Annotated in this window: 13 protein-coding genes; 4 read left to right on the top strand and 9 right to left on the bottom strand. The window is 46.3% G+C overall.

The features are described 5' to 3' along the window. Window positions 1-17: 17 nt before the first annotated feature. The 6 genes from DF182_RS27755 to DF182_RS27730 all read right to left on the bottom strand — a co-directional run bounded on the left by DF182_RS27755 (window position 18) and on the right by DF182_RS27730 (window position 13747). Window positions 18-620 carry a hypothetical protein gene (locus DF182_RS27755; protein WP_113619012.1) on the bottom strand — a complete coding sequence of 201 codons (603 nt, stop codon included), beginning with the start codon at window positions 618-620 and terminating at the stop codon, window positions 18-20. Between the two features lie 9 nt (window positions 621-629). Continuing rightward, complete coding sequence (locus DF182_RS27750; protein ID WP_113619011.1) at window positions 630-7010, bottom strand: SpvB/TcaC N-terminal domain-containing protein; 6381 nt, start codon at window positions 7008-7010, stop codon at window positions 630-632. Between the two features lie 424 nt (window positions 7011-7434). Continuing rightward, window positions 7435-8865, bottom strand: coding sequence for a TolC family protein (locus DF182_RS27745; RefSeq protein ID WP_113619010.1), 1431 nt, complete (start codon window positions 8863-8865; stop codon window positions 7435-7437). Window positions 8866-8870: 5 nt separating this feature from the next. Next, window positions 8871-12062, bottom strand: a complete 3192-nt coding sequence (locus DF182_RS27740) for an efflux RND transporter permease subunit (RefSeq protein ID WP_113619009.1) — start codon at window positions 12060-12062, stop codon at window positions 8871-8873. A gap of 24 nt (window positions 12063-12086) precedes the next feature. After that, the gene (locus DF182_RS27735; protein ID WP_113619008.1) at window positions 12087-13172 is read right to left on the bottom strand and encodes an efflux RND transporter periplasmic adaptor subunit; all 1086 of its coding nucleotides are present in this window, start codon (window positions 13170-13172) and stop codon (window positions 12087-12089) included. A 164-nt stretch (window positions 13173-13336) separates the two neighbouring features. Continuing rightward, window positions 13337-13747 (bottom strand): hypothetical protein, encoded by a 411-nt coding sequence (locus DF182_RS27730; protein ID WP_147243567.1) that lies wholly within the window; start codon window positions 13745-13747, stop codon window positions 13337-13339. Between the two features lie 164 nt (window positions 13748-13911). Between DF182_RS27730 and DF182_RS27725 the strand changes: the two genes are divergently transcribed. Together DF182_RS27725 and DF182_RS27720 are read left to right on the top strand one after the other, a co-directional pair. Next, window positions 13912-14772: a helix-turn-helix domain-containing protein gene (locus DF182_RS27725; RefSeq protein WP_113619006.1), complete on the top strand. Its 861-nt coding sequence runs from the start codon at window positions 13912-13914 to the stop codon at window positions 14770-14772. A 78-nt stretch (window positions 14773-14850) separates the two neighbouring features. Further along, complete coding sequence (locus DF182_RS27720) at window positions 14851-15468, top strand: class I SAM-dependent methyltransferase (protein WP_113619005.1); 618 nt, start codon at window positions 14851-14853, stop codon at window positions 15466-15468. 475 nt (window positions 15469-15943) lie between these two features. Here DF182_RS27720 and DF182_RS27710 read toward each other — a convergent pair whose 3' ends face one another. Beyond that, window positions 15944-16285: a YciI family protein gene (locus DF182_RS27710; RefSeq protein WP_113619003.1), complete on the bottom strand. Its 342-nt coding sequence runs from the start codon at window positions 16283-16285 to the stop codon at window positions 15944-15946. 12 nt (window positions 16286-16297) lie between these two features. Then, window positions 16298-16900: an FMN-dependent NADH-azoreductase gene (locus DF182_RS27705; protein ID WP_113619002.1), complete on the bottom strand. Its 603-nt coding sequence runs from the start codon at window positions 16898-16900 to the stop codon at window positions 16298-16300. Window positions 16901-17303: 403 nt separating this feature from the next. On the opposite strand from DF182_RS27705, the gene DF182_RS27700 reads away from it, so the two are divergent. Next, window positions 17304-17681 (top strand): VOC family protein, encoded by a 378-nt coding sequence (locus DF182_RS27700; protein WP_113619001.1) that lies wholly within the window; start codon window positions 17304-17306, stop codon window positions 17679-17681. A gap of 61 nt (window positions 17682-17742) precedes the next feature. Here DF182_RS27700 and DF182_RS27695 read toward each other — a convergent pair whose 3' ends face one another. Continuing rightward, window positions 17743-19983, bottom strand: coding sequence for a glycosyl hydrolase family 95 catalytic domain-containing protein (locus DF182_RS27695; RefSeq protein WP_113619000.1), 2241 nt, complete (start codon window positions 19981-19983; stop codon window positions 17743-17745). Between the two features lie 385 nt (window positions 19984-20368). On the opposite strand from DF182_RS27695, the gene DF182_RS27690 reads away from it, so the two are divergent. Next, complete coding sequence (locus DF182_RS27690; protein ID WP_113618999.1) at window positions 20369-22687, top strand: PSD1 and planctomycete cytochrome C domain-containing protein; 2319 nt, start codon at window positions 20369-20371, stop codon at window positions 22685-22687. Window positions 22688-22735: the final 48 nt, after the last annotated feature.

Below are 22735 nucleotides of genomic sequence, written 5' to 3'. Positions count from 1 at the left end.
ATGAAAGGTTTAATGATTTACAATGAGGTGGTAATATCCCATCTCGTGTCCAGGAATACTTGTAATGGATACACAATATTACTTTCCAGCTGTTCACTGACGGAGATCTGAGTACCAGCCACCCTGAAAATGTTAAATGATTTCAGGTTGATAATAGTACAAAGGCAGGTAATGTTCTCCTTTTTAATATCAGCGGCAAGTTTTTTTAATCCTTGCTGGAATTTACTGACAGTACTATTTATCCCGAAGACTTCATATCCCTGAGCGTATCCGAATAATTGACCGGTACTGTCTACGAGCAGCGCGTCCTGCAGCAGGTATATGGTGCGTCTGCCGGGAATCTGCTGATAGGTATATTTCAGATTCCGGGGCAGCTGGCCGGGCGTAAAGTCAGTTTTTTTCAGACTGTCGGCAGACACTTTATAAATAGGAATAACGCGATAACCTGCCGGTACCTGAAAAGAGCGCTGGCTTTTCAGGCTACGAGCGATCAGTTTAAGGGTATTCTCTTCACTGGTTGCATGTATCGCTTCATTACAGATAAAGTGGCATTGTGCGACTGCAAAATCCGGCAAGCTGATGATTGCAAGTATGCCAATAAGCATCCTGGTATATTTCATAAAAATAGTTTATCTTAAAAAGAAGATATTACTCAGTTTCTCTACGGGCAGGGTTTGCCAACCTGTTGTTTTGATAGGGTTCAAATGACCTCCGTTTGCCGGGTCCATGACCCTCAGGATAGACTGATATATCACTTTACCGCTTATTTTGGTGATTGTTTTGGAGATAACACTTTTTACAACCACTGAGTGACCAACCGTCTGTCCACTGGTTGGACGAAGTCCCACAGATACCCTGTTACCTGCATTCATTTTATCTGCGATTTCACAGAAGCTTACATTAGCAGCACTCTGACCCTGCACTTGCCTTCCTGCTTCATTCGCGTATCCGCTCCACACATCCCCGTCTCCCAGTGGAACTGTTTTAGGGTCTGTACCAGGCGCTACGGCATTCCTCACCTGTTCCTGTGTCATATTACCACCCAACGATTTGTCTACAGATTCCGCAGAAGCGGGCAGGCAGTTATTGTCTCCTCTTTGACCAACTATAGGAATAGACTGGTCTGCTTCCACCACTTTAGTAACAGTGGCTCCATCAAAGAATCTTCTTCCACGAATGGCTGCATCAATACCGCCGGCAAGGCCACCGGTGACACCACCTATCAAACCGCCATAAAGGCCTCCTTTCAAACCACTGCCAAATGCCTGGCCCAGGTTCTGTCCATCAGCCAGCCCATTGCCCAATCCTCCGACAAACCCACCGGCAGCCCCTCCTGCAGCCCCAACAATCGCTCCGTTAATGAAACTGGAGGTAGCTGTCATTGCTGCGGAAGTACCCATAAAACCAGCGCCAAAAGAGCCTCCTGCCAGCGCGGAACTAACGCCTGCGCCTACACCCGCTCCGATGGCCCCTGCTGCTGCACCAATACCAAAGTATTTTAATCCGTCCCAGAAATTATTGATCTTGTCCTTGTTGGCAAACAGGTTCATCGCTCCGCCAATCAATGCGCCAATGATGAGATTCCAGAAGTTACCATCTTCATCAGCATAGATCATCGGGTTATTATTCGCATAGCCGTACCTGTTATACCCCTGTGTGCCGTATGGTAAAGGTACATAGTTGTCCGGGCTCAACATGCGGCCCAGTACCGGATCATAGATCCTACCGTTCATGTTTACAAGCGAAAACTTATCCAGATGCTCATGACCGGTAAAACCTCTGCTGAGCCATTCCGGATTGGGTGTAACGCCGCTATAGGCCCAGGTAGATGGATTACGGCTGCGTCCCCAAGCATCGAAGTTTTGCTGTGCTACTATGGCGCCGTTTTCATCCGTGATGGAAAGAAGGCTGCCAAGATGGTCTACGTATACGTAATAGGTTTTTTCAACGCCATTGGTTTTCACAATCAGCGCACAAAGACCGTTACCGCCAGCTACATAGTGCACTTCCCTTACGGTACCGTTTGCGGCAACATACTTCTCGTAAGTACCCAGATAGAATTTCCTTTCCAGGAAAGTCCCATTCTGTGAAAGCTCCGATTTGATACGCTGACCGGCAGGTGTATAGGTATATGCCAGCTGGTAGTCGTTTTCCTTGATGGTAGCCGTTTTCAGGAAGGGCGTATAGGTTATATCCTGCTGTGCGGAAGGAATCACCGGTGGCGGGGTGGTTGCTCCCGCCGGGTTGGTGATGTAGTTCACCGCATGAATCAGCTGGTCATTGTAGACATAATTACCGGCATCTGTTTTGGCGGTAATATTACCTAATGATACACCGCCGGTGTTGTCGTAGGTAATATTCTGCGTAACCGTTCCATCCAGTTTGGTGGAGGCCAGCCTGTTCAGGTTATCATAAGTGAACACTTCTGTATGCCCCTGAATGGCATCATAACGACTGGTCATGTTACCACTGGTGTTTTCATAGGTAAAGTTCAGGTCCTGTATACCAGGAGTATAAAAACGTTTAGGCCTACCCGTAGGAAGATCAAACGTTGCTATGCTGGTTTTACCATTGCCGGTAGTATAGCCGGTATAATAGCCCAGACTATTCATAGAGGTGGCGGTAAACAAGCCCAGGCCACTTCCGGTGCTGATGGCAGTTACGGTACCATTCCTGTCATAGGCCTGATTAATAATGAGGCCGGAAGGATAAGTCGTTTTACTAAGGTTACCGTAAGTATCATACTCGTATTGAAACACGAACTCAAGACCGTCGACCTTCTGCTTTACCTTAGACAATTTTCGTTTGGCGTTATATTCATATTCTTTTACTACGCCGTTAGGCCCGGTTTCGCTGGCAAGGTTATCATTGTTATACCCATTGGCAGGGTCATTGAAATAGGTATAGGAGGTAATACCGTCCGGCCCCTGGCGCTGGGTAACACGACCCAGGCCATCGAGGGTGAGGTTGTAGGTATTTCCCATATTGTCTTTCTGGCCGGTCAGCTGGCCAAATGCATCATAATCATAGATAGCTGTACCTGCATCCTTGTCGGTCATCTGTGTCTGGCGGCCATAGTCATCATACTGGTTTTTAATCAGCTCAAAACTGCCGTGGTTCACTTTTAACTGGTTACCCCAGCTGTCATAGCTGAAATCGAGTTGCCCGCCATTATCGGTGGCAGCTACAACTTTGCCTGTGGCATCGGTGGTGCGACTGGTTACCTGGCCTGCGGGATTGGTAATACTCACTTTGAGCAGACCACCGGGCATCGCCTGATAACTGTAGTTGGAAATTCCCCGGCCCTCCGTCTGTGTGGACAAGCGGCTGTAACCGTCATAAGTATAGCTGGTAGTGGCCGGCATTTCGCTGGCATAATAAGGTGCGGTCTTATTATTCACATTACCTTTGACATCGTAGGTCGTTGTTTGTAACATCACCGTATTGCCGAAGCCGCTGGTTTGTCTTTTCACTTCCCTACCCAGGATATCGTACCATATTTTCACATCATTACCACCGCCAGGCTGACTGGTAGAGCCAGAGTATACACCACCGGATGATTCCCAGGATAGTGACTGGCTGATGGCAAATCCATCAGGTACCGATGTTTTGGCCATCCTGCCAAAAGCATCATATTCATAGGTAGTGGATTTACCATCTACAGAAAGATAGCTAGCCATTTTACCCCACAGCGGATCATAAGTGTAGGTTTCACTACGGCTGATACCACCACCAGCACCAGTGCGCTTCAGCATAAATCTGCCGGAAGGATCATATGCCAATGTTTCAGAGCGCGATGTAAGGCCTGTTGCAGACAACACAGAGTTCGTCACGTTGCCAAAAGCATCGTAGGTTAATGTAGTGGTAACTGCTTTGGGCTTACCATCAAACTCTGTTTTGGTGGCAGTGAGGCCATTAGGTTTATAGGTATATGCTATTTTTTTTGTTACAGCGGGTGAGCCTTGTCTGGTATTGGTAACGGTAATGGACTCCGGGCTGGAAGGAACAGGAGATCCATAGTTACCATAAGTAATGTCCTGCGTATTGGTTTCAGTAGCTGCGATGTCTGTTCCATTCCATGCACCTTTGACGATTACACTGTTAGTGATATTACCAGTGTTATCATAGGTGTTGGTCGTTTGTCGGCCAGTGTTGGTAATGTAGTCAATATCCAATAGTTTGGTCAGCCGTTGTTCAAAACGTTTATCAAAATATCCTGATCCAACCGGCACGAAAGTATAGGTGGGGCGTGTCTCTGAAACATTGCCACCATAGGTCACAGTTTTTTTAGTGACATACGGCGCCAGGAACTGGGTATTGATTTCACTTAGTGTGGTGGTAGTGGAATAATTGCTGCCATTATCAACCGCTATTTTCCGGAAGCCCAGAAAACCGCGGCCTGTTTTTTGAAACATGGCGTCCTGATAGGTATAGCGGTTATAGGCAGTCCCTCCAATACCATCAGGAGAGCCGATGGAAGTAACTACATTCAGACTGGGTTGAATTACCTGATAAGGGTAAGCATAAAGGTATGATGATCCGCCGTTTATTTCACTTGCATTGGCATACTCATATTCCGGAGACCGGCTGTAAACAGCGGATGCACTTTTGGAAAGAGGCGAGTAAGTGATGGTGTTTTCCGCACCGAAGCCGTTTACCACCTTTGACAGCAGCCTTTCTTCCTTATCTGGCTTCAGACTTACAATCAAACCGGTTTGTCCTTTCAGGCTTACACAATCCATTTTCCCATCGCCATTGAGATCTCCGCTGATAGCATTATCTCCGTTGATGCTACCATTTTTGGTATACGTTTCCCCAATAAACCCATTGCCGGTGCTATAATAAATATTGTATCTGGCAGAAGTGCCGGACTCGTCCAGGCAATGAAGCAGGTCAGATTTACCATCCTGGTTAAAGTCGCCTACCACCAACTGATGTGCTACCGGATAAACATCGTCACCCGGCAGGATAAATCTGTTTCTCAGCAAGGGGATAGCAGATGACACCAGGCCGTTACCTTTGCTGATCAGCATTTTCCAGGTACCGAAGGAGTTATTTTTGGTATTGCGTACAAACAAATCTGTTTTGCCATCTCCATTAAAATCTCCCGGAAATACACGATAACCAGCTGCAATTTCATTGGTGGTGAATAATACCTTGGCAGCATAGCTATAACCGGTGGCTACGGATACAGGGTAGATAGACACCACATAGGATGTACTTCCTTTTATCACCAGCAGCTCCGTTTTACCATCGCCATCTACATCAAAGGGAATGATATCGTCAGCAGTTGCGATGCTGGTAGCGTAAAAGTCGCCAAAAGTATTAGCGCCAACCCCGAAGTTGGCTATTTCGCGGTTCAGCACCTGCTTTCCGGGACTGGAGAGAAATGCGCCGTATGAATTATCAGGATTAATACCCAGTATCAGCAGGTAATCCTGGCTGCCATCACCGTCAAAGTCGCCGGGGATAAAGAAACGGCCTGATTGGCTGATATATTTACAGGGGTTCGCATACAATGCTTTCTGCGGCAGCTGGTTGTAGACTTTGGAGAGGTAACCCCAACCGGAAGAAGGCGTATAGGTCCGGGTATGGTTGATAGTGATCTGCTGCAGGTATCTCCTGGCACTGCTACCACTACCGGTTTGTCCTGTTTGCATGAATACCACATCATCTTTACCATCACCATCGTAATCCTGTGCAAGGAAATTATAGTAGGAATTTTCCTTCACTCCCATTACTTCCACATTGGAGGGCAAAGAAGGATAAGTGTAAAGGGCAGATACCATACCTACCGATCCGAAAGCATTAAAGTTTCTGAATATCTGATATTTGGTATGGTACTTAAAACCGTTATTATCAAAATTATAGGAGGCTGTTAGTACATCTGTCTGGCCATCTCCATCAAAATCCCCTGCGATACAATCCTGCGAAGGCAAAAAAGGATAAGGAGGTAGTATGCGTACATCTTCTGCGGTAGCATTGTTTCCATAGTAAAAGCGGAGCGGGTTCAATGCCACCCCGTTTGTACCTATTTCTGTGATGGTTTGCAGAAAGGGCTGGCTTTGTACATTGTTGTACGCCAGCTGATAGGTTTTGAATGTCTGCCCGGAGGTAGTGATCACAATAGAAGACAACAGAGCTCCCAATATGGAGGAGAAGCCGGATTCATAGGTGGTGGTTACATCCGGGCGACTGTCGTAATTAAATTTGATCTTGTTGTACGGAGCCTGTCCCGCGGCGGTATTGCCCGTGTAGCTGATTTCATTGATGACTACTGTCCGTGAAAAGTTGATCGTTGTATAATTAAAAAGGATGTAATTACCATTCCGGTCAGTTAGTTTATTCAGATACCATACCATAGTTGCCAGTGAACCGCCTGTAGTGGCAGTTTCAGTCATCAGCCGGGAATCGGCAGTGTTCCCGAATTCCATGATGGTCCCATCTTTACTGGTCACTTTGAACGAGGTGGGGCCGGTGTACTCTGTACCTCCGAATGATTCTATTTTAGAATAATTTTCATTCTCAAAACCATACACGGTACCATTGGCGCCATTACTGCCGGTGGTGGGAAACATTCGCATGCCATCCATCACAAAGGCGTCCGTACTGTTTTCATAAGAAACAGGATAGGTAATACCGTTATAATAATTATTCCGGCCGGCCCGGGCAATGGAGGGCAATCCACTGAGGTTCCATCCAACGCCGGCAATACCGCTCCCTGCATGGGAGTTGTAGGAAAGATTCAGTTGGGGCTCCACATTATTTGTTCCTGGCGGCAGTTGTATGGGAACCGTGTAGGCAGCTCCGCCAGTGGCGGTCTGATCAAGGAAAGCGGTTGTTCCTCCTACAGGTTTACTGACATCGATTTGCGCATGCGCAATGGAGGCAGTTAACAGCGAAAGACAGAGGATACCACAAAAAAAGACTGTACAGGCAATACTCCGCCAGTACTTAAACTTATGGCATAGTCTGGCTTTCACCAGCAAAGGCAACAAGGGATAATTCATGGTTAACTCAAATATAGGTTTACAATGATGGAAACGAGGAAATACTAATAAATGATTATTCTGACTTTGGTTATTTTATGTAATGATAGGACAAGAAAAATTATTTTCAAAATAGAAAACCAGCAAGAAAATAAATACTAACGTTATTCGTTGGGCAAATTTAATTCCCTAAACTATAAATCAACAGGTTATATAACCCTTGAAAAATTACACTTATTTTTTATTTACTTTAAATTAACTGAGGCATTATTAAGAAGAGAAGGTAAGCAGTACTAGCATATCAATGATAACCATCGATTCATTCATCATCTTCCGGATTTCCACTGAACACTTTAAACTGAAAGTGCCCCCAAAAGCTCCTTGGCTTTTTGGGGGCACTTCAATTGTAGAAACGTCCTATTTTTAATTTTCTGATCAGCAAAAACTAATTCCATCCTCCACCTAATGCCTGGTAAATATTCACCATCGCATTTAACTGTTGTTTTTTTGTTTCGATCAGTTCAAACTTCGATTCCAGTGCATCACGCTGTGTCATCAACACTTCCATGTAATCAGCACGGGCCGATTTGAACAGGTCGTTGGAAATGTCAATAGACTGGGTCAGCTTCACTACTTGTTGGGATTTCAGATCGTAGCTTTTTTCAAGATTATTGATTTTAGCCAGCTGGTTGGCCACTTCCACGTATGCGTTCAGAATCGTACGTTCATAATTATAAACGGCTTGTATCTGCGTAGCGTTGGCACTGTAATAGGTCGCTTTGATCGCGTTCCTGTTGACCAGCGGCGCCACCAGTTCTCCTGCTAATGAATACAGCAGGGACTCCGGCGTTCTTAACAGATAGCCCGGATTAAATGCCTGATAGCCGACGGAAGCGGAAATACCCAGAGAAGGGTAAAAACGGGCTCTTGCCACTTTCACATCCAGCTGGGCAGCAGTTAGCGCCAGCTCCGCCTGTTTGATATCGGGGCGGTTGGCCAGTAACTGTGAAGGAATACCGGCATGAATGGAAGCCGGAACCAGCTCATCAAAACGTTGGCCGTTTCTGAGGACGGGCTGCGGATACCGGGCCAGCAGGTAGTTGATCCTGTTCTCTGTTTCCGTGATCTTCTGCAGAATGCCATACTGCAGGTTTTGGGTATTCAGCACCTCCGCTTCAAATTTACGTACAGCCAGTTCCGTTACCCGGGTGGCTTCTTTCTGCAGTTTTACGATCTCGAGGGCATTGTGCTGGATCTCCATGTTCTTTTTTACAATGTCGAGCTGGTTATCCAATGCCAGCAGTTCGTAGTAGGAGTTCGCGATTTCAGCCACCAGGTTGGTGATCACGAAATTCCGGCCTTCTACTGTAGACAGATAGCGGGCCACGGCCGCTTTGCTGGCATTATGCAACTTATGCCAGATATCCACTTCCCAGTTAGCGTATACCCCTAACAGATAGTCCGGTAATGGGTCTGGCATTTCTTTTCCCGGCTTGATCTCTGTATTAGCTTCCATAGCACCGATATTGGTGTACCGGGCTGATTTGTCTAAACCAGCAGCGCCTTTTATGCCCACGAAGGGTAAATATTCACCCTTTCTGGCCCTTACCTCATTTCTGGATATTTCTATTTCCTGTAAGGCAATATTCAGTTCCTGATTATTCTTCAGCGCAGTATCGATCAGGGCCACCAGGTAAGGATCGGTAAAATACTGGTTCCACTTCACCTGGGCAGTATTGACGGTATCCTGTGAATTGTTGTAACTCGCAGGAACGGTCTTGTCAGCTGTTTTCCCAACCAGCGCCGGCACTTTACAGGCCGCATAGGTCAGAGAAAGACAGGCTATTCCTATATATTTATATTTTCTTCTTGGCATTATGATCAGTTTCTCGCGTTAATGGTATCTTCTTCCAGAATGATGATCTTACGTTCGGTTAACGGTTTCTCATCTTCGTCTTTAATGAGTTTGCGTTTCGCGGCGATGCTGCCAAATATGTAGTACAAGCCCGGAATGAGGACCACCCCGAACATCGTTCCGATCAGCATTCCGCCCAGTGATGCCGCACCGATGGTACGGTTACCAATGGCACCCGGACCGGTAGCAAACACCAGCGGAATCAGGCCCGCAATAAATGCAAGGGAAGTCATCAATATCGGACGGAAACGGGTGCGGGCGCCTTCTATGGCCGCCTGGTATACGGACACGCCTGCACGATGACGCTGTGCTGCAAATTCCACGATCAGTACGGCGTTCTTACCCAGCAAACCTACCAGCATGATCAGGCCCACCTGTGCATAGATATCATTAGACAAGCCCATTACCTTAATCAGCAAAAAGGAACCGAAAACGCCTGCAGGCAGCGAGAGCACTACCGCCAACGGCAATACGAAACTTTCATATTGTGCCGCCAGGATCAGGTATACAAAGAACAGCACCACCAGGAAGATGTAGATCGCTTCATTTCCCCTGCCGGCTTCATCTTTGGAAAGGCCTTCCCAGTCAATACCATAGCCGTGGGGCAACGTTTTAGCGGCCACTTCCTGGATGATTTTAATTGCTTCACCACTGCTGTATCCTGCAGCAGGCTCCCCACGGATAGCAGACGAGTTGTACATATTATACCTGGTGATCTCATTCAGCCCATGTGTTTTTTTGATACTCATGAAAGCAGAATAAGGTACCATCTCATCACGGTTGTTTTTTACGTACAGGTTCATCAGATCGTCGGGCAGCCTTCTGTATTCGGGCGCAGCCTGCACATATACCTTAAAGAAGTTACCAAACCGGATAAAGCCCAGTTCATAGGTACTACCGATCAGGATGGAAAGGTTGTCCATCGCTTTGCCGATAGAAACACCTTTCTGCATGGCGGCCTGGTTGTCGATCTGCAGCTCATATTGCGGATAGTTGGCACTGTAAAAAGTGAATAAGCCTGTCAGCTCTTTCCTTTTTCTCAATGCCGCCATAAACTCATCGTTTACCTTTTCCATCTCCTTATAGTCGTCTCCGTTAGTCTTGTCGAGCAGACGCAGCGAGAAACCGCCTGCTGCACCATAACCGGGTACTGCCGGTGGACCGAAGAATTCGATAGTGGCTCCGGGAATGTCCCGGCATTTTTCTTCCAGCTCAGCGATGACCTGGTTAACGGAATGTTTACGTTCAGACCAGCCTTTGAGGTTGATCAGACAGGTACCGGCATTGGAGCCGCGACCCTCGGTCAGCACCTCATACCCTGCCAGTGCAGAAACAGACTGAATACCTTCCACATGTTCAGCAATCTCCTGTACCTTCTTGGCCATCTCGTTTGTTCTTTCCAGCGTAGAACCGGGCGGGGTCTGGATAATGGCGTAGATCATACCCTGGTCTTCACTGGGGATAAAGCCTGAAGGAAGCGTTTTGCCGACACCAAATATGCCGAATCCAAAAGCCAGCAGGATACCGAAAGTGACCACCCGGCGGTTCACGATTTTTTCCATGAGTCGTGTATACCTGCCCGTTAGTTTTTCGAATCCTCTGTTGAAAGCATCCAGGAATTTGTCGATCGGCGTTTTTTTCTTAGGCTTTCCGTGGTTATTCTTCAGCAGGATAGCGCAAAGTACCGGTGTAAGCGTCAACGCCACGATACCGGAGAGCACGATGGAAGTAGCCATAGTAATGGAGAACTGACGGTAGAAAATACCGACGGGTCCAGACATAAACGCCACCGGAATAAATACCGCCGCCATTACAAAAGTGATGGCCACGATAGCACCGCTGATCTCATGCAATACTTTTTTGGTAGCCGCATAAGGAGAAAGATGTTCCTCCTCCATTTTGGCGTGCACCGCCTCAATCACCACAATCGCATTATCTACCACAATACCGATTGCCAGTACCAGTGCAAACAAGGTGATGAGGTTGATCGTAAGCCCGAAAAGCTGCATAAAAAAGAAGGCCCCAACCAGTGATACCGGAACAGCCAGTGTAGGAATCAACGTAGAACGCCAGTCACCCAGGAACAGGAACACCACAATGGCAACCAGCACAAAAGCCTCGGCCAGTGTATGGATTACCTTTTCTATAGAAGCATCAAGGAAGCTGGACACATCATAACTGATTTCATAGTCCATCCCCGGCGGGAAAGAGCCTTTCAGTTCTTCCAGTTTCGCTTTTACTTCCTTAATCACATCGCTGGCGTTACTGCCATAGGTCTGCTTCAGCACAATCGCCGCAGAAGGATGATTGTTGAGGTTGGAATAAATATCATAGAACTCACTACCCAGCTCCACGTCTGCAATGTCTTTCAGTCGCAGCAGCTCTCCGTTTGGATTAGCCCGGATGATCACATCCTTATATTGTTCCGGCTGATTATACCGGCCTTGGTAGGTGAGTACATATTCCAGCGCTTCCGAACGTTTACCATCACTTCGGCCAAGACGTCCGGGGGAACCGATCACACTCTGGCTTCCCAGTGCGGCCATCACCTCATCCGTTGATACGTTGTAAGCACGCATCCTGTCGGGTTTCAGCCAGATACGCATCGCATACTGCCGGCTACCCAGGATCTGGGCATTACCGATACCTTTTACCCTGCTCAGCTCGCGTAAGATGTTAACGTTGGAAAAGTTATACAGGAAATTTTCATCCGCTTTGGGATCTTTACTGTATACGTTAACATACATCAGCATGTTGGGCTGCAGGATATTCACCACAATCCCTTCGCGCTGCACCAGTTCGGGCAGGCGGTTTGTTACCTGCTCAATACGGTTTTTTACGTTTACCACAGCCTGGTTGGGATCTGTACCCAGATCAAAAACCACCTGTATGTTTGCTTCACCGGCGCTGGTAGCGTCTGAAGTCATGTATTTCATCCCGGGTACGCCGTTAACCGACTTCTCCAGTGGAATGAGCACCGATTTGACCAGCACATCTGCGCTGGCCCCCGGATAGGCTACACTCACGATAACCCTTGGCGGTGCAATGGAAGGGAACTGTGAGGTAGGTAGTGTATTAATTGCCAGTACGCCCATGAAGATAATGACAAGGGATATCACTATCGCAAAGACCGGCCTTTTCATGAATATATTGAACATGGCTATTGCTTTTGGAGGTTTACATTATTCCGTTGGTAATTTTAAATGGGAGATCACCTTCGCTGGCTCTTCATAGTCAAAGGAGATCTTATCATTATCTTTCACCTTCCGTAAACCCTCCAGCAATATTTTATCATTTTCAGAAACACCTTCTTTCACTACATACAAATCGGGCATTTCAGCACTGATAGTGATGAGTTTTAACTTCACCACATTATCTTTATTCACTACAAAAACATATTTCTTGTCCATGATTTCCATGGTCGCTTTCTGAGGAATGATCAGCGCATCTTTCAGCGGCATATTCATGAGTATGCTACCGGTTTCTCCATGTCTCAGCAGTTTATCGGGATTAGGGAAAGTAGCCCTGAACGCGATGTTGCCGGTTTCATTATTAAACTCGCCTTCAATGGTCTCTACTTCACCAGGGTATTTGAACACCTGTTTATTAGCCATCAGCAGGTTTACTTTTACAGCTCCTTTTGATTTCAGGCTGGCCTGGTAGTCGAGGTATTCAGGTTCAGAAACATTAAAGTATACCCACATGCGGCTGTTGTCAGATAAAGTGGTCAGCAGATCACCATCTCCTACCAGACTTCCCAGTTTTAAATGGAGGCGGTCGATGATACCATCGAAGGGGGCTCTTATTTCAGTAAAGGCCAGGTGCACTTTGGCCAGCGAGAGTTCTGCCCGGGCTTTTTGCAGCTTGGCATTCGCCAGTGCCAGTTCATTTTTGGACACTACATTTTTGTCGGCCAGCGTTTGTGTGTTCTGTACTTCAATTTCTGCCGCTTTGTTTTCAGCCTCTGCCTTGGCTAACTCAGCCTCATAGAGCTTGGGCATGATCCTGAACAACAGCTGTCCTGTTTTCACGGCCTGGCCTTCATCTACGGCGATACCCTGCAGATAGCCCTTTTCCTGGGCCCTCAGTTCAATGTTTCGGATAGAACGGATCTGACATACATACTCCCTCGTAACGGAAGTATCCATTTTTACAGGACTAGTAACAAGGAACTTGGTATCAGCTTCCTTTTCTTCTCCTTTTGATGATTTACAACTTGTATGGCATAGCAAGGCATACAAGCCCATGAGCATGGTGATTCTTTTCATAGTATGTTATACTTGATTCAGGTGGGTTTGATCATTCTTGTTGATAGGCACATGACATCCCGGACTACACAGCAATGTGCCATGCAGACAACCGGACAATGTTTTGTAAATAAAATATGGAAAAGGTCAGACGCGTGCTTTCAGCCTGCCTAGTAAGACAGGAATCAAATCCTTATGACACGGTTTACGATAACCTTATCAGTAGCCGCATAGGAAAAGAGGGCGAAGAAAGGTGGGTGGGTAGTGTTCTGGCTGGGAAAAATACATCCAGGCTCGAGTGCATAAAAAGAGGAAATATGGCAGATACCGGTCTCTAACAATTTTTTGAAAGAGCCCGATTCACTTTCCTCTTCGATTTCCGTTTCTTTTATTCTATCACTTGTTTTTCTTTTACCGGAAGATGGTACTTTGCTTAGATGGTCTTTGTGGCCTTTCATGGCTTCAAACTCCCTCTGGACCGATTTTCCAAAGTTCTGTTTGAAAGAATAATCGACACTGGCTCCATGCGTATGCGCATACCCCTTCAATAAAATAAAAAACAATGACAGAATACATCCGATTATTATTCTCATCATTTGGGCTCAAAAGTAATATCAAATTAATTAAGTAGGTATAGTTACAAATTAAATTTACTTTAAAATCCGGGGCATGAAGAAACAGGAGCCCATGTTATAGTCATGGCAGTCGTTCTATCTTCCACAATTGTTGCATCAGACAACTTTTCCTAATTTGCAGTACAATGCAAAAGATCCCGGTCCGATATATCAACCAGGCACTTCAGGAACCCGGCTTCTCCGGTGGATTCAGTATGCGGGCCCTTGAAGACTTCATGGAAAAAAAGGATATGCTGCAGGAACTGCACCGGCATAACTTCTACTACGTATTGGTACTGAAAAAAGCCACTGGCGAACACAGTATCGATTTCACGCCCTACCCTGTCAAAGATGATACTGTATTTTTTATGCGGCCCGGGCAGATACATCAACTATTCCTGAAAAAGAGCAGCCGGGGTTACCTCATACATTTTACGGAAGATTTCTACGCACCAGCTGAAGCAGCTGCCAGACAAGTATTACGACGTATCAGCACCAGGAACTGTTTTCCCATGGAGCAGGCACAATTCAGAAGACTATACCAGGTACTTGAAATAATACACCGCGAATACACCGAAAAGCAGGACCGATATAAACAAGCGATAAAATCCGCGCTGGATATCGTCTTTCTGGAAATGCTGCGACAGGAGGGGCAACAGGAATCGCCCGATGAACATCAGGAATATATGCAGAAACGGTTGGATGAATTGCTGGAACTGATAGAAAAACATCTACCGGAGCATAAACAGGTTGCATTCTATGCTGCAGCACTACATCTCAGCAGCTACCAGCTGAATGCTGTCACCAAAACACTGCTGGGTAAAAGCTGCTCTGAACTCATCAATGACATGATTATTCTCGAAGCCCGCAGACTACTCCTCGCCACTACCAACCAGGTAAACCAGGTCGCCGCGATGCTCGGCTACGAGGACATCTCCTACTTCATTCGCTTTTTCAGAAAACATACCGGCTTCTCCCCTAAATCCTATCGCAACAACTTCAGATAAATCCTATCAATTTTGGTTTTTGTCCTACTTCCGGCTATCCATATCGGGTAGATTTGTATAAATTATAAACTATCTACTATGCAAAACATATGGGATGAACGCTACGCGAACCAGGAATTCGTCTACGGCAAGGAGCCTAACATTTTTTTCAAATTACAGCTTGATCGTCTCCCGATAGGATCAATATTGATGCCCGCTGATGGGGAAGGCCGCAATGGCGTGTATGCTGCGGTAAACGGCTGGACCGTTACTTCCTGCGACCTGAGCCAGGAAGGCCGCAAAAAAGCCCTGCAGCTGGCAGCCGAGAGAGGCGTTACGCTGGAATACCTGGTGGGTAACTTCGAGGAGCTCAGTTTTCCGGAATCGGCGTTCGATGCCGCAGGGCTCATCTTTGCGCATGTTCAGCCGGATCAGAAATCTCTTTTATTCCAGATGGTAGACCGCAGCCTGAAGCCAGGAGGATACGTGATCTTCGAGGCATACAGTAAACAGCATGTAAAACACCAGCAACTCAATCCTACTGCAGGCGGGCCAAAGAACGAGGAACATCTGTACTCCGCCAAAGAACTGCTGCAAAGTTTCGGACATTACGATATACAACTGCTGGAAGAAACAGAAGTACAGCAGAAGGAAGGCATTTATCATACCGGGACCGGTGCTGTGGTGCGGTTGGTGGGCAGGAAGCCACTTCTGTAAAATGAAATGTTAGCGGCCGCAAACAATGGCACAGTTCTGGTGGTTATATGGGAAAATCACTTAATGAAAAAAATATATCTGTTTATAACCACTGTAACTGTAATGCTTTTCAGCTCCTGCTATACAGTATCCCCTGCGGGCAATAGCGGGAAAATACCTCCGGGACAGGCTAAAAAAATGACTGGTTCTCAATCTGCCAGACCATATGCACCGGGGCAGCAAAAACACTAAGTGTCTTGTTTAGAAATAAAAGTCATGGCTTTACGGTCCCTGTGCAAATGCAAACACAGGGACTATTCTTTTTCTTTCTGGGGTCTTTTCTGAACACAGCTCCCTACGGATCAATTGTCTATCTGATTTAGAAGAATAACCCTCATTGAACAATCCAAAATTACGGCATAACAATGCCGTCATCCTGCTATATTCCTGCCGGATAAAATGTGGTAATAGAATATTGACCTTCTGTTGATCCAGGCTAATCCCTTTTTAGTATTTCCCGCACTTCAACAGATCCGCCAATTTTGAAGATCGGGTTCTCTTTCGCCATGGCCACCGCTTCATCTATATCTTCTGCTTTAACAACCACATAGCCAACAATAAACTCTTTGACTTCTGTATAAGGCCCGTCAATGACCATATTAACAGCCTTCACCGCTTTTGCGCTTCCAGGAGTTGGTAGCAGCGTGTTTCCCTTGTCTGCTAATTTATGCTGAGCGGCGATACCGGCCAGCCAAGCCATACGTTCCTGCATCTGTTCAGGAGATGGTTTAAAATCGGCGATATCGTTTAATCTAAATATTAATGTGAATTCTTTCATGGTCTTATATTTTTACAAGCTCTCTAAAATCTTTTGATAGTCTGCCTGAAAACCAGGCATTGCTGTTCCTTCTACCCTAAACGTATGAACTTCTGTAGCTCCTACATACGCATTAAACGCGGCACTGACATGGGAGGCAATAAACTCATAATCCTTAGGCCAATATTCCAGTTTCCCGCCAGAGGCTATAGCCAGATACACTTTTTTGCCATTCAGGTTGCACTTTCTCATGCCATTCTCATCAAAACCATAAGTAACACCAACCCGAACCAATTGATCTATCCAGGCTTTTAGTAAGGCCGACATACCCAGGTTATACATGGGAGTACCAAGTACCAGAATATCTGCATTGCTTACATCATTGACCACAGCATCGGCATATTCCAACAACCGGCGCTCCTCTTCATTTACTGACCGCGGGTCCTTATAAAAAGCTCCGATCAGATTCCCATGAAGAAATGGTGGTAATTCCTTTGCCAGATTTCTTTCAATTACAACATCAACTTCCTGCCTGCTGATTAATTTATCAACAATAGCCAAACTCAGGCCTTTACTGTACGACTCGTTTTCCCGGGCACTGGAAATAATGTGCAAAACCGTCTTCTTCTTCGTCATAGAATGATATGTTTATTACCATGACGATTGAATATTTCAAAAGAGGACATGAAAAGTCTCTTTTTTAGAAAAAAACTATCATTTATTTGTCAGGAGGTAAGAGTATTGATATGCTTGCTACAGATAAGGTGATTGCGGATTGTCACTTCATAAAAGATAGATATGAACCTGAAATACCAATGTTCATCGATATCGCTATTACTTATAATAAAAGTAAAAAAGTATATTCACGATAAATCAAAAGCGGCAGGCGAATCGCCCGCCGGGATAAATCTGGCTCCTTAATATAAGGAGATGACTGGTAAACAAAAAAATTTGAGCAAACACCAAATTTTCTTCGCAAAAGATATAAATCAATGCTCCCCAGTACCTAAATTAGAGAACAATTTAAACCATCATTTTTATGAAAAAAGTTACCGGGATTGGCGGCATATTTTTTAAATGTAATGACGCCGCCGCGATGAATGACTGGTATACAAAAAACCTTGGTATCCCAGCTACCGATTACGGCGCCACGTTTTATTGGAGGGATATCGATAACCCTGAAAAAACGGGTTCCACCACATGGAGTCCGTTCCCGGATGACACCAGCTACTTTGCCCCCTCACAAAAGAATTTCATGATCAACTACCGCGTTGAAAATATTGAAAGGCTGGTGGAAGAGCTAAAAAGTAATGGTGTAGTCATTACAGATGATATTAAAACCTACGAATACGGAAAATTCGTCCATATTCTTGATCCGGAAGGCAACGCCATTGAGCTTTGGGAACCAATTGATTAATCAAGTATAGTTCTATATTAAACAAAAAACTCCCAAACCTCTTTGTGCATGCTATGTGTGATTACAAATGTGCAGGGCTCCGTTGAGCAGGCTTGAATTCCAGCATCTCCCCGGCCAGCGTATTTATATTTAACCATTCGCCTTCTGCGATTCGAGTACCTCTTTTATTCGAATAAACTTCCACAGGCTTGCCGCTCCAGGGATTCCGGAGGTTTAAGGATCTGCCTTTTTCACTTTTCACCCGAACAAATACAACCTGATTACTCTCTATTGCCGAGGATATCAGGAATGCACCGCTGGCCCTGATATTTTCAAAAAAAGCGTCCCTGTTTTGCGGCCAGCACCCAAAAATGCGCAAGCCTTTTCCATTCGACATACACAGCATTTCATTAACGGTATTCGGAACGGTACTACAATTTTCAATCCCATGCGGATTATTGAGCTGGAAGCCATTAGGGTAAGTATGATTACTATATGTCCGGAGTTCGTTCCAGATACTGTCTGCCGGATAACCAATGCGTACAGCAGCGGGGAAGAAACTATTTGATCCATTAAAATCGCGCCAGCGTTTCATTATATCTACCGTATTGAAGGCCGTGCGAAGTATGGCGGTATCGCTGTCGGGCCCAATTTGTCCGGCTGGGTAAATATGCTGGATTCCGAGCGTATTATCTCCCCACCAGGCAGTGCCTTCCTCTGTATATCGAAAAACGCTTCGTCCTTTCATTATCTGTTCAGGATAGGCTGCCATCTTCTCCTGCATGTATTGCCACTGTCCCTGCAATTCGCTGTCCTTTCTCAGGAATTTCGCCATATCCGTTGCCGTTGTAAACACCATCCTTACAAGCCCCAGGGAAAGAATGGGATTAACGGTCCCAATTGTTCCTTCATGGATGGCGTCATTTTTAATTACATACCTGCCGTTGTCCAGCTGCAGGTACTGTCTCCAAAATTCAGCTACTGCCCTGATGAAAGGATAAACTCTTTCCGCAAATACTGGGTCATATGTGGTGTAGAAGGCGAAAGACAAATTGGTCACACAGTAGGCTGCATTACTTTTCTGTCCAAAGAAAAGCCCTTCGTCCTCCACCTGTCCTCCGGAGATATAGTCCGGGTGCTGCCGCATCATGATTCCATTTTTCCTGGTCGTTTCTATACCGCATGGCCCAATTCCCACCGGATACAGTATGCCATCCGATATCCCTGTAATACGGGCTGCATAATATTTTCCACGTTCCATAAAATCCAGCAGCGGCGCTTCATAGGGAATGGCCTGCTGAAGATGATTGCTCGAATACAATGCATAAAATGGAGCGATGTAGTTGTAGTTGAGATGGTAATCGCCGTTCCATGCTGGAATTTCGCGTGTGATCCAGCTTCCGAAAATCCCAGGTGGAAATTTAGGATCGCGGCTACAGGAAGCCATTGTATACTGCGACCTGTAGTATTGAGCTTCCACCACACTATCATTGATTGAAACATAGCTTTGATGCCAGAAGTTATGCCACCAGTCTTTATGCTTTTTTCCGGCAGCCCTGATACCTTCGGGGTTCATTTTCCGTAGCTCCGTCATCATCCTGTCCACAGCTTTATCACCTTTGAAACCCGATGTACTGGCGCAAATGATAGTTCTGGATTCTCCAGGCTGAAGACTTATCTTTCCTGAAGTACTTCCAACTACACGAAAAGAAACACAGGCACGGGTCTTTATATCAACATCCTCATAAAAGCCACGCTTCAACCACAGTATGCCATCAGGGCCAACACCTTTTGTTATGCTGTCTGCAAACTTATGGTCCCCCTTCTCTGGTGAAACCAATTCGATACTACCACTGAGCATCGTATGCCCGGTATTCTTTAACTCAATAATCAACCAGTCATGCTGTGCAGCCATCCAGGCAACCATATGCAATGCTGTATCTCCTTTGAGAAAATCCCCGGTGGTTACTGCATTATAAAAGTCCTGCTCTACATGATAGGTCGCGGATTGTAAGGAGGGTATATGAATAACCAGGCTGGCAAGAGATGCAGGAAATGACTCATCGAATCCAGACTTCAATCTCCAGAAATCGTTCCTCGCCAGATAAAACGACAAACGATCCGGAGCTCCGCCCAGAGCAGCAGCTCCGGAACCATTACCTAAAAGAGGACCGTCTACTGCAACATTATTGGGTGTTTTTACAGGAACAGCATTAAACACAGATTTATGACGACTGATAATCATCTCCGCCCTATCCTGCGCACCAACAACCAACCTGACCGACAGGAAAAACAGAAAACATACAATAAACCTGGAAATCATATTCCGGGAAACTATCCATCGAAAATGTACCAATATCATGCGATATATATTAAGTAAAGCAGAGAGCCTTAAATATCGGGCAGAAGTCAGCATAATACTACAAGGATATTGACATAATTATATGTTATTTATGCGCAGAGAATCATCAGACCCGCCGTTCATAAAAAAATATATTTCTTCCCTTTGATTTGTAAATAGAAACACTATATTTGTTTATGTTCATACATATGAACGAATTGTTGGTCAGCTAGGAAAAGTAAAGAAAACATCAATCAGAATCAAAATAGCATAGATATGCCCGGCACCGGGCATACCACGCCTATAGCCCGGAAAGAGGAATATCATTCAGGTCAATAGTGAACAATAGTATATCGATAACCACATTATGTTCCAACGTTATGTAAAGGCTGCTGCCTGCATCCTCACCATCTTTACGGCCTGCAATCATCAGGATACGCAGGACCAGTCGTCTGAAAAGGTGCCTGAGATAGTGGACTATAACTTCCACATCCGGCCAATCCTTTCCGATAAATGTTTTGCCTGTCATGGCCCCGACGCTAACAAGCGGGAAGCCGGACTACGTCTCGACATCGCCGACAGCGCCTACAAAGCACTGAAAGACGACCCTGGCGCACATGCGCTGGTACCCGGCAATCCCATGGCATCGGCAGTGTACCAGCGCATCAGCACCACCGATACTTCCATGCGCATGCCGCCGCCAACTAGTAATATGGCGCTCAGCAGTTTTGAAGTAAAACTCATTGAGAAATGGATCAAACAAGGTGCTAAATATAAACCACACTGGGCTTTCGTTGTACCGGTATTACCCGCATTACCAAAGGTAACGGACCCCAAATGGGCACACAACGAGATCGACCTTTTCACACTCGCAAAGATGACGGAAAAAAGTCTGTCACCCAATCCTGTGGCAGATCACGAACGCCTGCTGAAACGTCTCAGTATCGACCTCACCGGCCTCCCTCCCACCCTGGATCGGATGGAGCGCTTCGCTAAAGATACAAGCGACAAAGGCTATGAGCGAATGGTGGATGAACTGCTGCAAGACAGCGCCTATGGAGAGAAAATGGCCGTTCACTGGATGGATGTTGCCCGCTATGCAGACTCCCACGGTTATCAGGACGACAACTACCGCAGCATGTGGCCCTGGCGCGACTGGGTAATACATGCTTTCAACAGCAATCTCTCCTACAAGGATTTTGTGACCTGGCAACTTGCCGGTGACATGATCCCCAACGCCACCCGCGAACAACTGCTGGCATCAGGTTTCAACCGCAATCATAAAATCACGGAAGAAGGCGGCGTAATAGATGAAGAGTACCGCATCGAATATGTGACCGACCGCACCAACACCTTTGGCAAAAGCCTGCTGGGCATCACCATAGAGTGCGCCCACTGCCATGACCATAAATACGATCCCTTCTCACAGAAAGAATACTACCAGCTCTTTGCCTTCTTCAACAACGTAAAGGAAGTAGGACTGGAATCAACCGTAGGTGGCCCTGAAACATATGCCAAAAAGCCTTTCATGGAGATCACCAAAGAAGATCTCAAAGGCGTACTGCACTTCCTCAACAAACAGGACACTGCCAGGCTGATCGTATCTGTAATGGGAGAAAGAGATACAACAAGAAAGACATTTATCTTAGGCCGCGGCAACTACGACAATCCCACTATCGAAGTAACACCTGGTACACCACAGGCCATATTGCCTTTCAGTACTACCAGCTACGCGGCCAACAGGCTGGGTCTCTCTAACTGGTTGTTCGACGCAAAGAACCCACTCACCGCGCGCGTTTTTGTGAACCAGCTATGGCAGGAATTCTTTGGCAGAGGTCTTGTAAAAAGCACTGGTGATTTTGGTATGCAGGGCGACCTCCCCAGCAACCCCGCGCTGCTCGACTGGCTGGCTGCGGATTTCGGACAACATGGCTGGAACATCAAAAGACTGGTAAAACAACTGGTGATGTCGGCCACCTACCGTCAATCAGCAGTGATTACCAGGGAGAAGCTGAAGGCTGACCCGGAGAACATATACCTTTCGAGAGGGCCGCGCTTCCGTCTCCCGGCGGAAACAGTGCGTGACCTCGTGTTACAAAGCAGCGGGCTGCTCGTACATGAAATCGGAGGCCCCAGCGTAAAACCTTACCAGCCCAAAGGACTATGGGAAATGGCCACCTCGGGTCGGGGGCAGCTTTCCACCTACCGGCAGGATCATGGCCCAAGCCTTTACCGCCGAGGGCTCTACACATTCATCAAAAGAACGGTGCCGCCACCTTCTATGATGATATTCGATGCCAGCAACCGCGATCAGTGTGAAGTGAAACGCTCCGCTACCAACACACCGCTGCAGGCCCTCATGATGCTCAATGATCCTACCGTGCTGGAAGCTTCAAGGGTATTGGCTTCCCGCCTGCTGCAGCAAGGAGGCAACACACAACAGGACATACAACAGGCCTTTCGCATGATCGTTTGCCGCACACCGCAAGCACAGGAAACTGCCGCCCTGCTCAAATACTATGAACAACAACAATCGTATTATAAAAAGCAACCGGCCAATGCCGCTAAACTGCTGCACCATGGAGAATACCCGATGGCAGCCAACCTGGATCAGGCTTCCTGGGCTGCTATGATGCAGGTGATCACCACCATTTATAACCTGGAAGAAACACTGTCCAAAACATAAACCGGCGATGATCATACCCGCTTCACCATCATTCTCTCTTAAAAAAAT

Source organism: Chitinophaga flava, assembly GCF_003308995.1.
Lineage (GTDB): Bacteria > Bacteroidota > Bacteroidia > Chitinophagales > Chitinophagaceae > Chitinophaga > Chitinophaga flava.
The sequence above is the reverse complement of the archived record's forward strand: the minus strand, read 5'-3'. Positions and strand labels throughout refer to the sequence as shown.

What these genes read in the sequence shown, in the direction of transcription:
- DF182_RS27735 (WP_113619008.1), bottom strand. Translation starts at nt 13,172, where the DNA reads ATGAAAAGAATCACCATGCTCATGGGCTTGTATGCCTTGCTATGCCAT.
- DF182_RS27755 (WP_113619012.1), bottom strand. Translation starts at nt 620, where the DNA reads ATGAAATATACCAGGATGCTTATTGGCATACTTGCAATCATCAGCTTG.
- DF182_RS27705 (WP_113619002.1), bottom strand. Translation starts at nt 16,900, where the DNA reads ATGACGAAGAAGAAGACGGTTTTGCACATTATTTCCAGTGCCCGGGAA.
- DF182_RS27730 (WP_147243567.1), bottom strand. Translation starts at nt 13,747, where the DNA reads ATGATGAGAATAATAATCGGATGTATTCTGTCATTGTTTTTTATTTTA.
- DF182_RS27745 (WP_113619010.1), bottom strand. Translation starts at nt 8,865, where the DNA reads ATGCCAAGAAGAAAATATAAATATATAGGAATAGCCTGTCTTTCTCTG.
- DF182_RS27700 (WP_113619001.1), top strand. Translation starts at nt 17,304, where the DNA reads ATGAAAAAAGTTACCGGGATTGGCGGCATATTTTTTAAATGTAATGAC.
- DF182_RS27720 (WP_113619005.1), top strand. Translation starts at nt 14,851, where the DNA reads ATGCAAAACATATGGGATGAACGCTACGCGAACCAGGAATTCGTCTAC.
- DF182_RS27710 (WP_113619003.1), bottom strand. Translation starts at nt 16,285, where the DNA reads ATGAAAGAATTCACATTAATATTTAGATTAAACGATATCGCCGATTTT.
- DF182_RS27695 (WP_113619000.1), bottom strand. Translation starts at nt 19,983, where the DNA reads ATGATTTCCAGGTTTATTGTATGTTTTCTGTTTTTCCTGTCGGTCAGG.
- DF182_RS27750 (WP_113619011.1), bottom strand. Translation starts at nt 7,010, where the DNA reads ATGAATTATCCCTTGTTGCCTTTGCTGGTGAAAGCCAGACTATGCCAT.
- DF182_RS27740 (WP_113619009.1), bottom strand. Translation starts at nt 12,062, where the DNA reads ATGTTCAATATATTCATGAAAAGGCCGGTCTTTGCGATAGTGATATCC.
- DF182_RS27725 (WP_113619006.1), top strand. Translation starts at nt 13,912, where the DNA reads ATGCAAAAGATCCCGGTCCGATATATCAACCAGGCACTTCAGGAACCC.
- DF182_RS27690 (WP_113618999.1), top strand. Translation starts at nt 20,369, where the DNA reads ATGTTCCAACGTTATGTAAAGGCTGCTGCCTGCATCCTCACCATCTTT.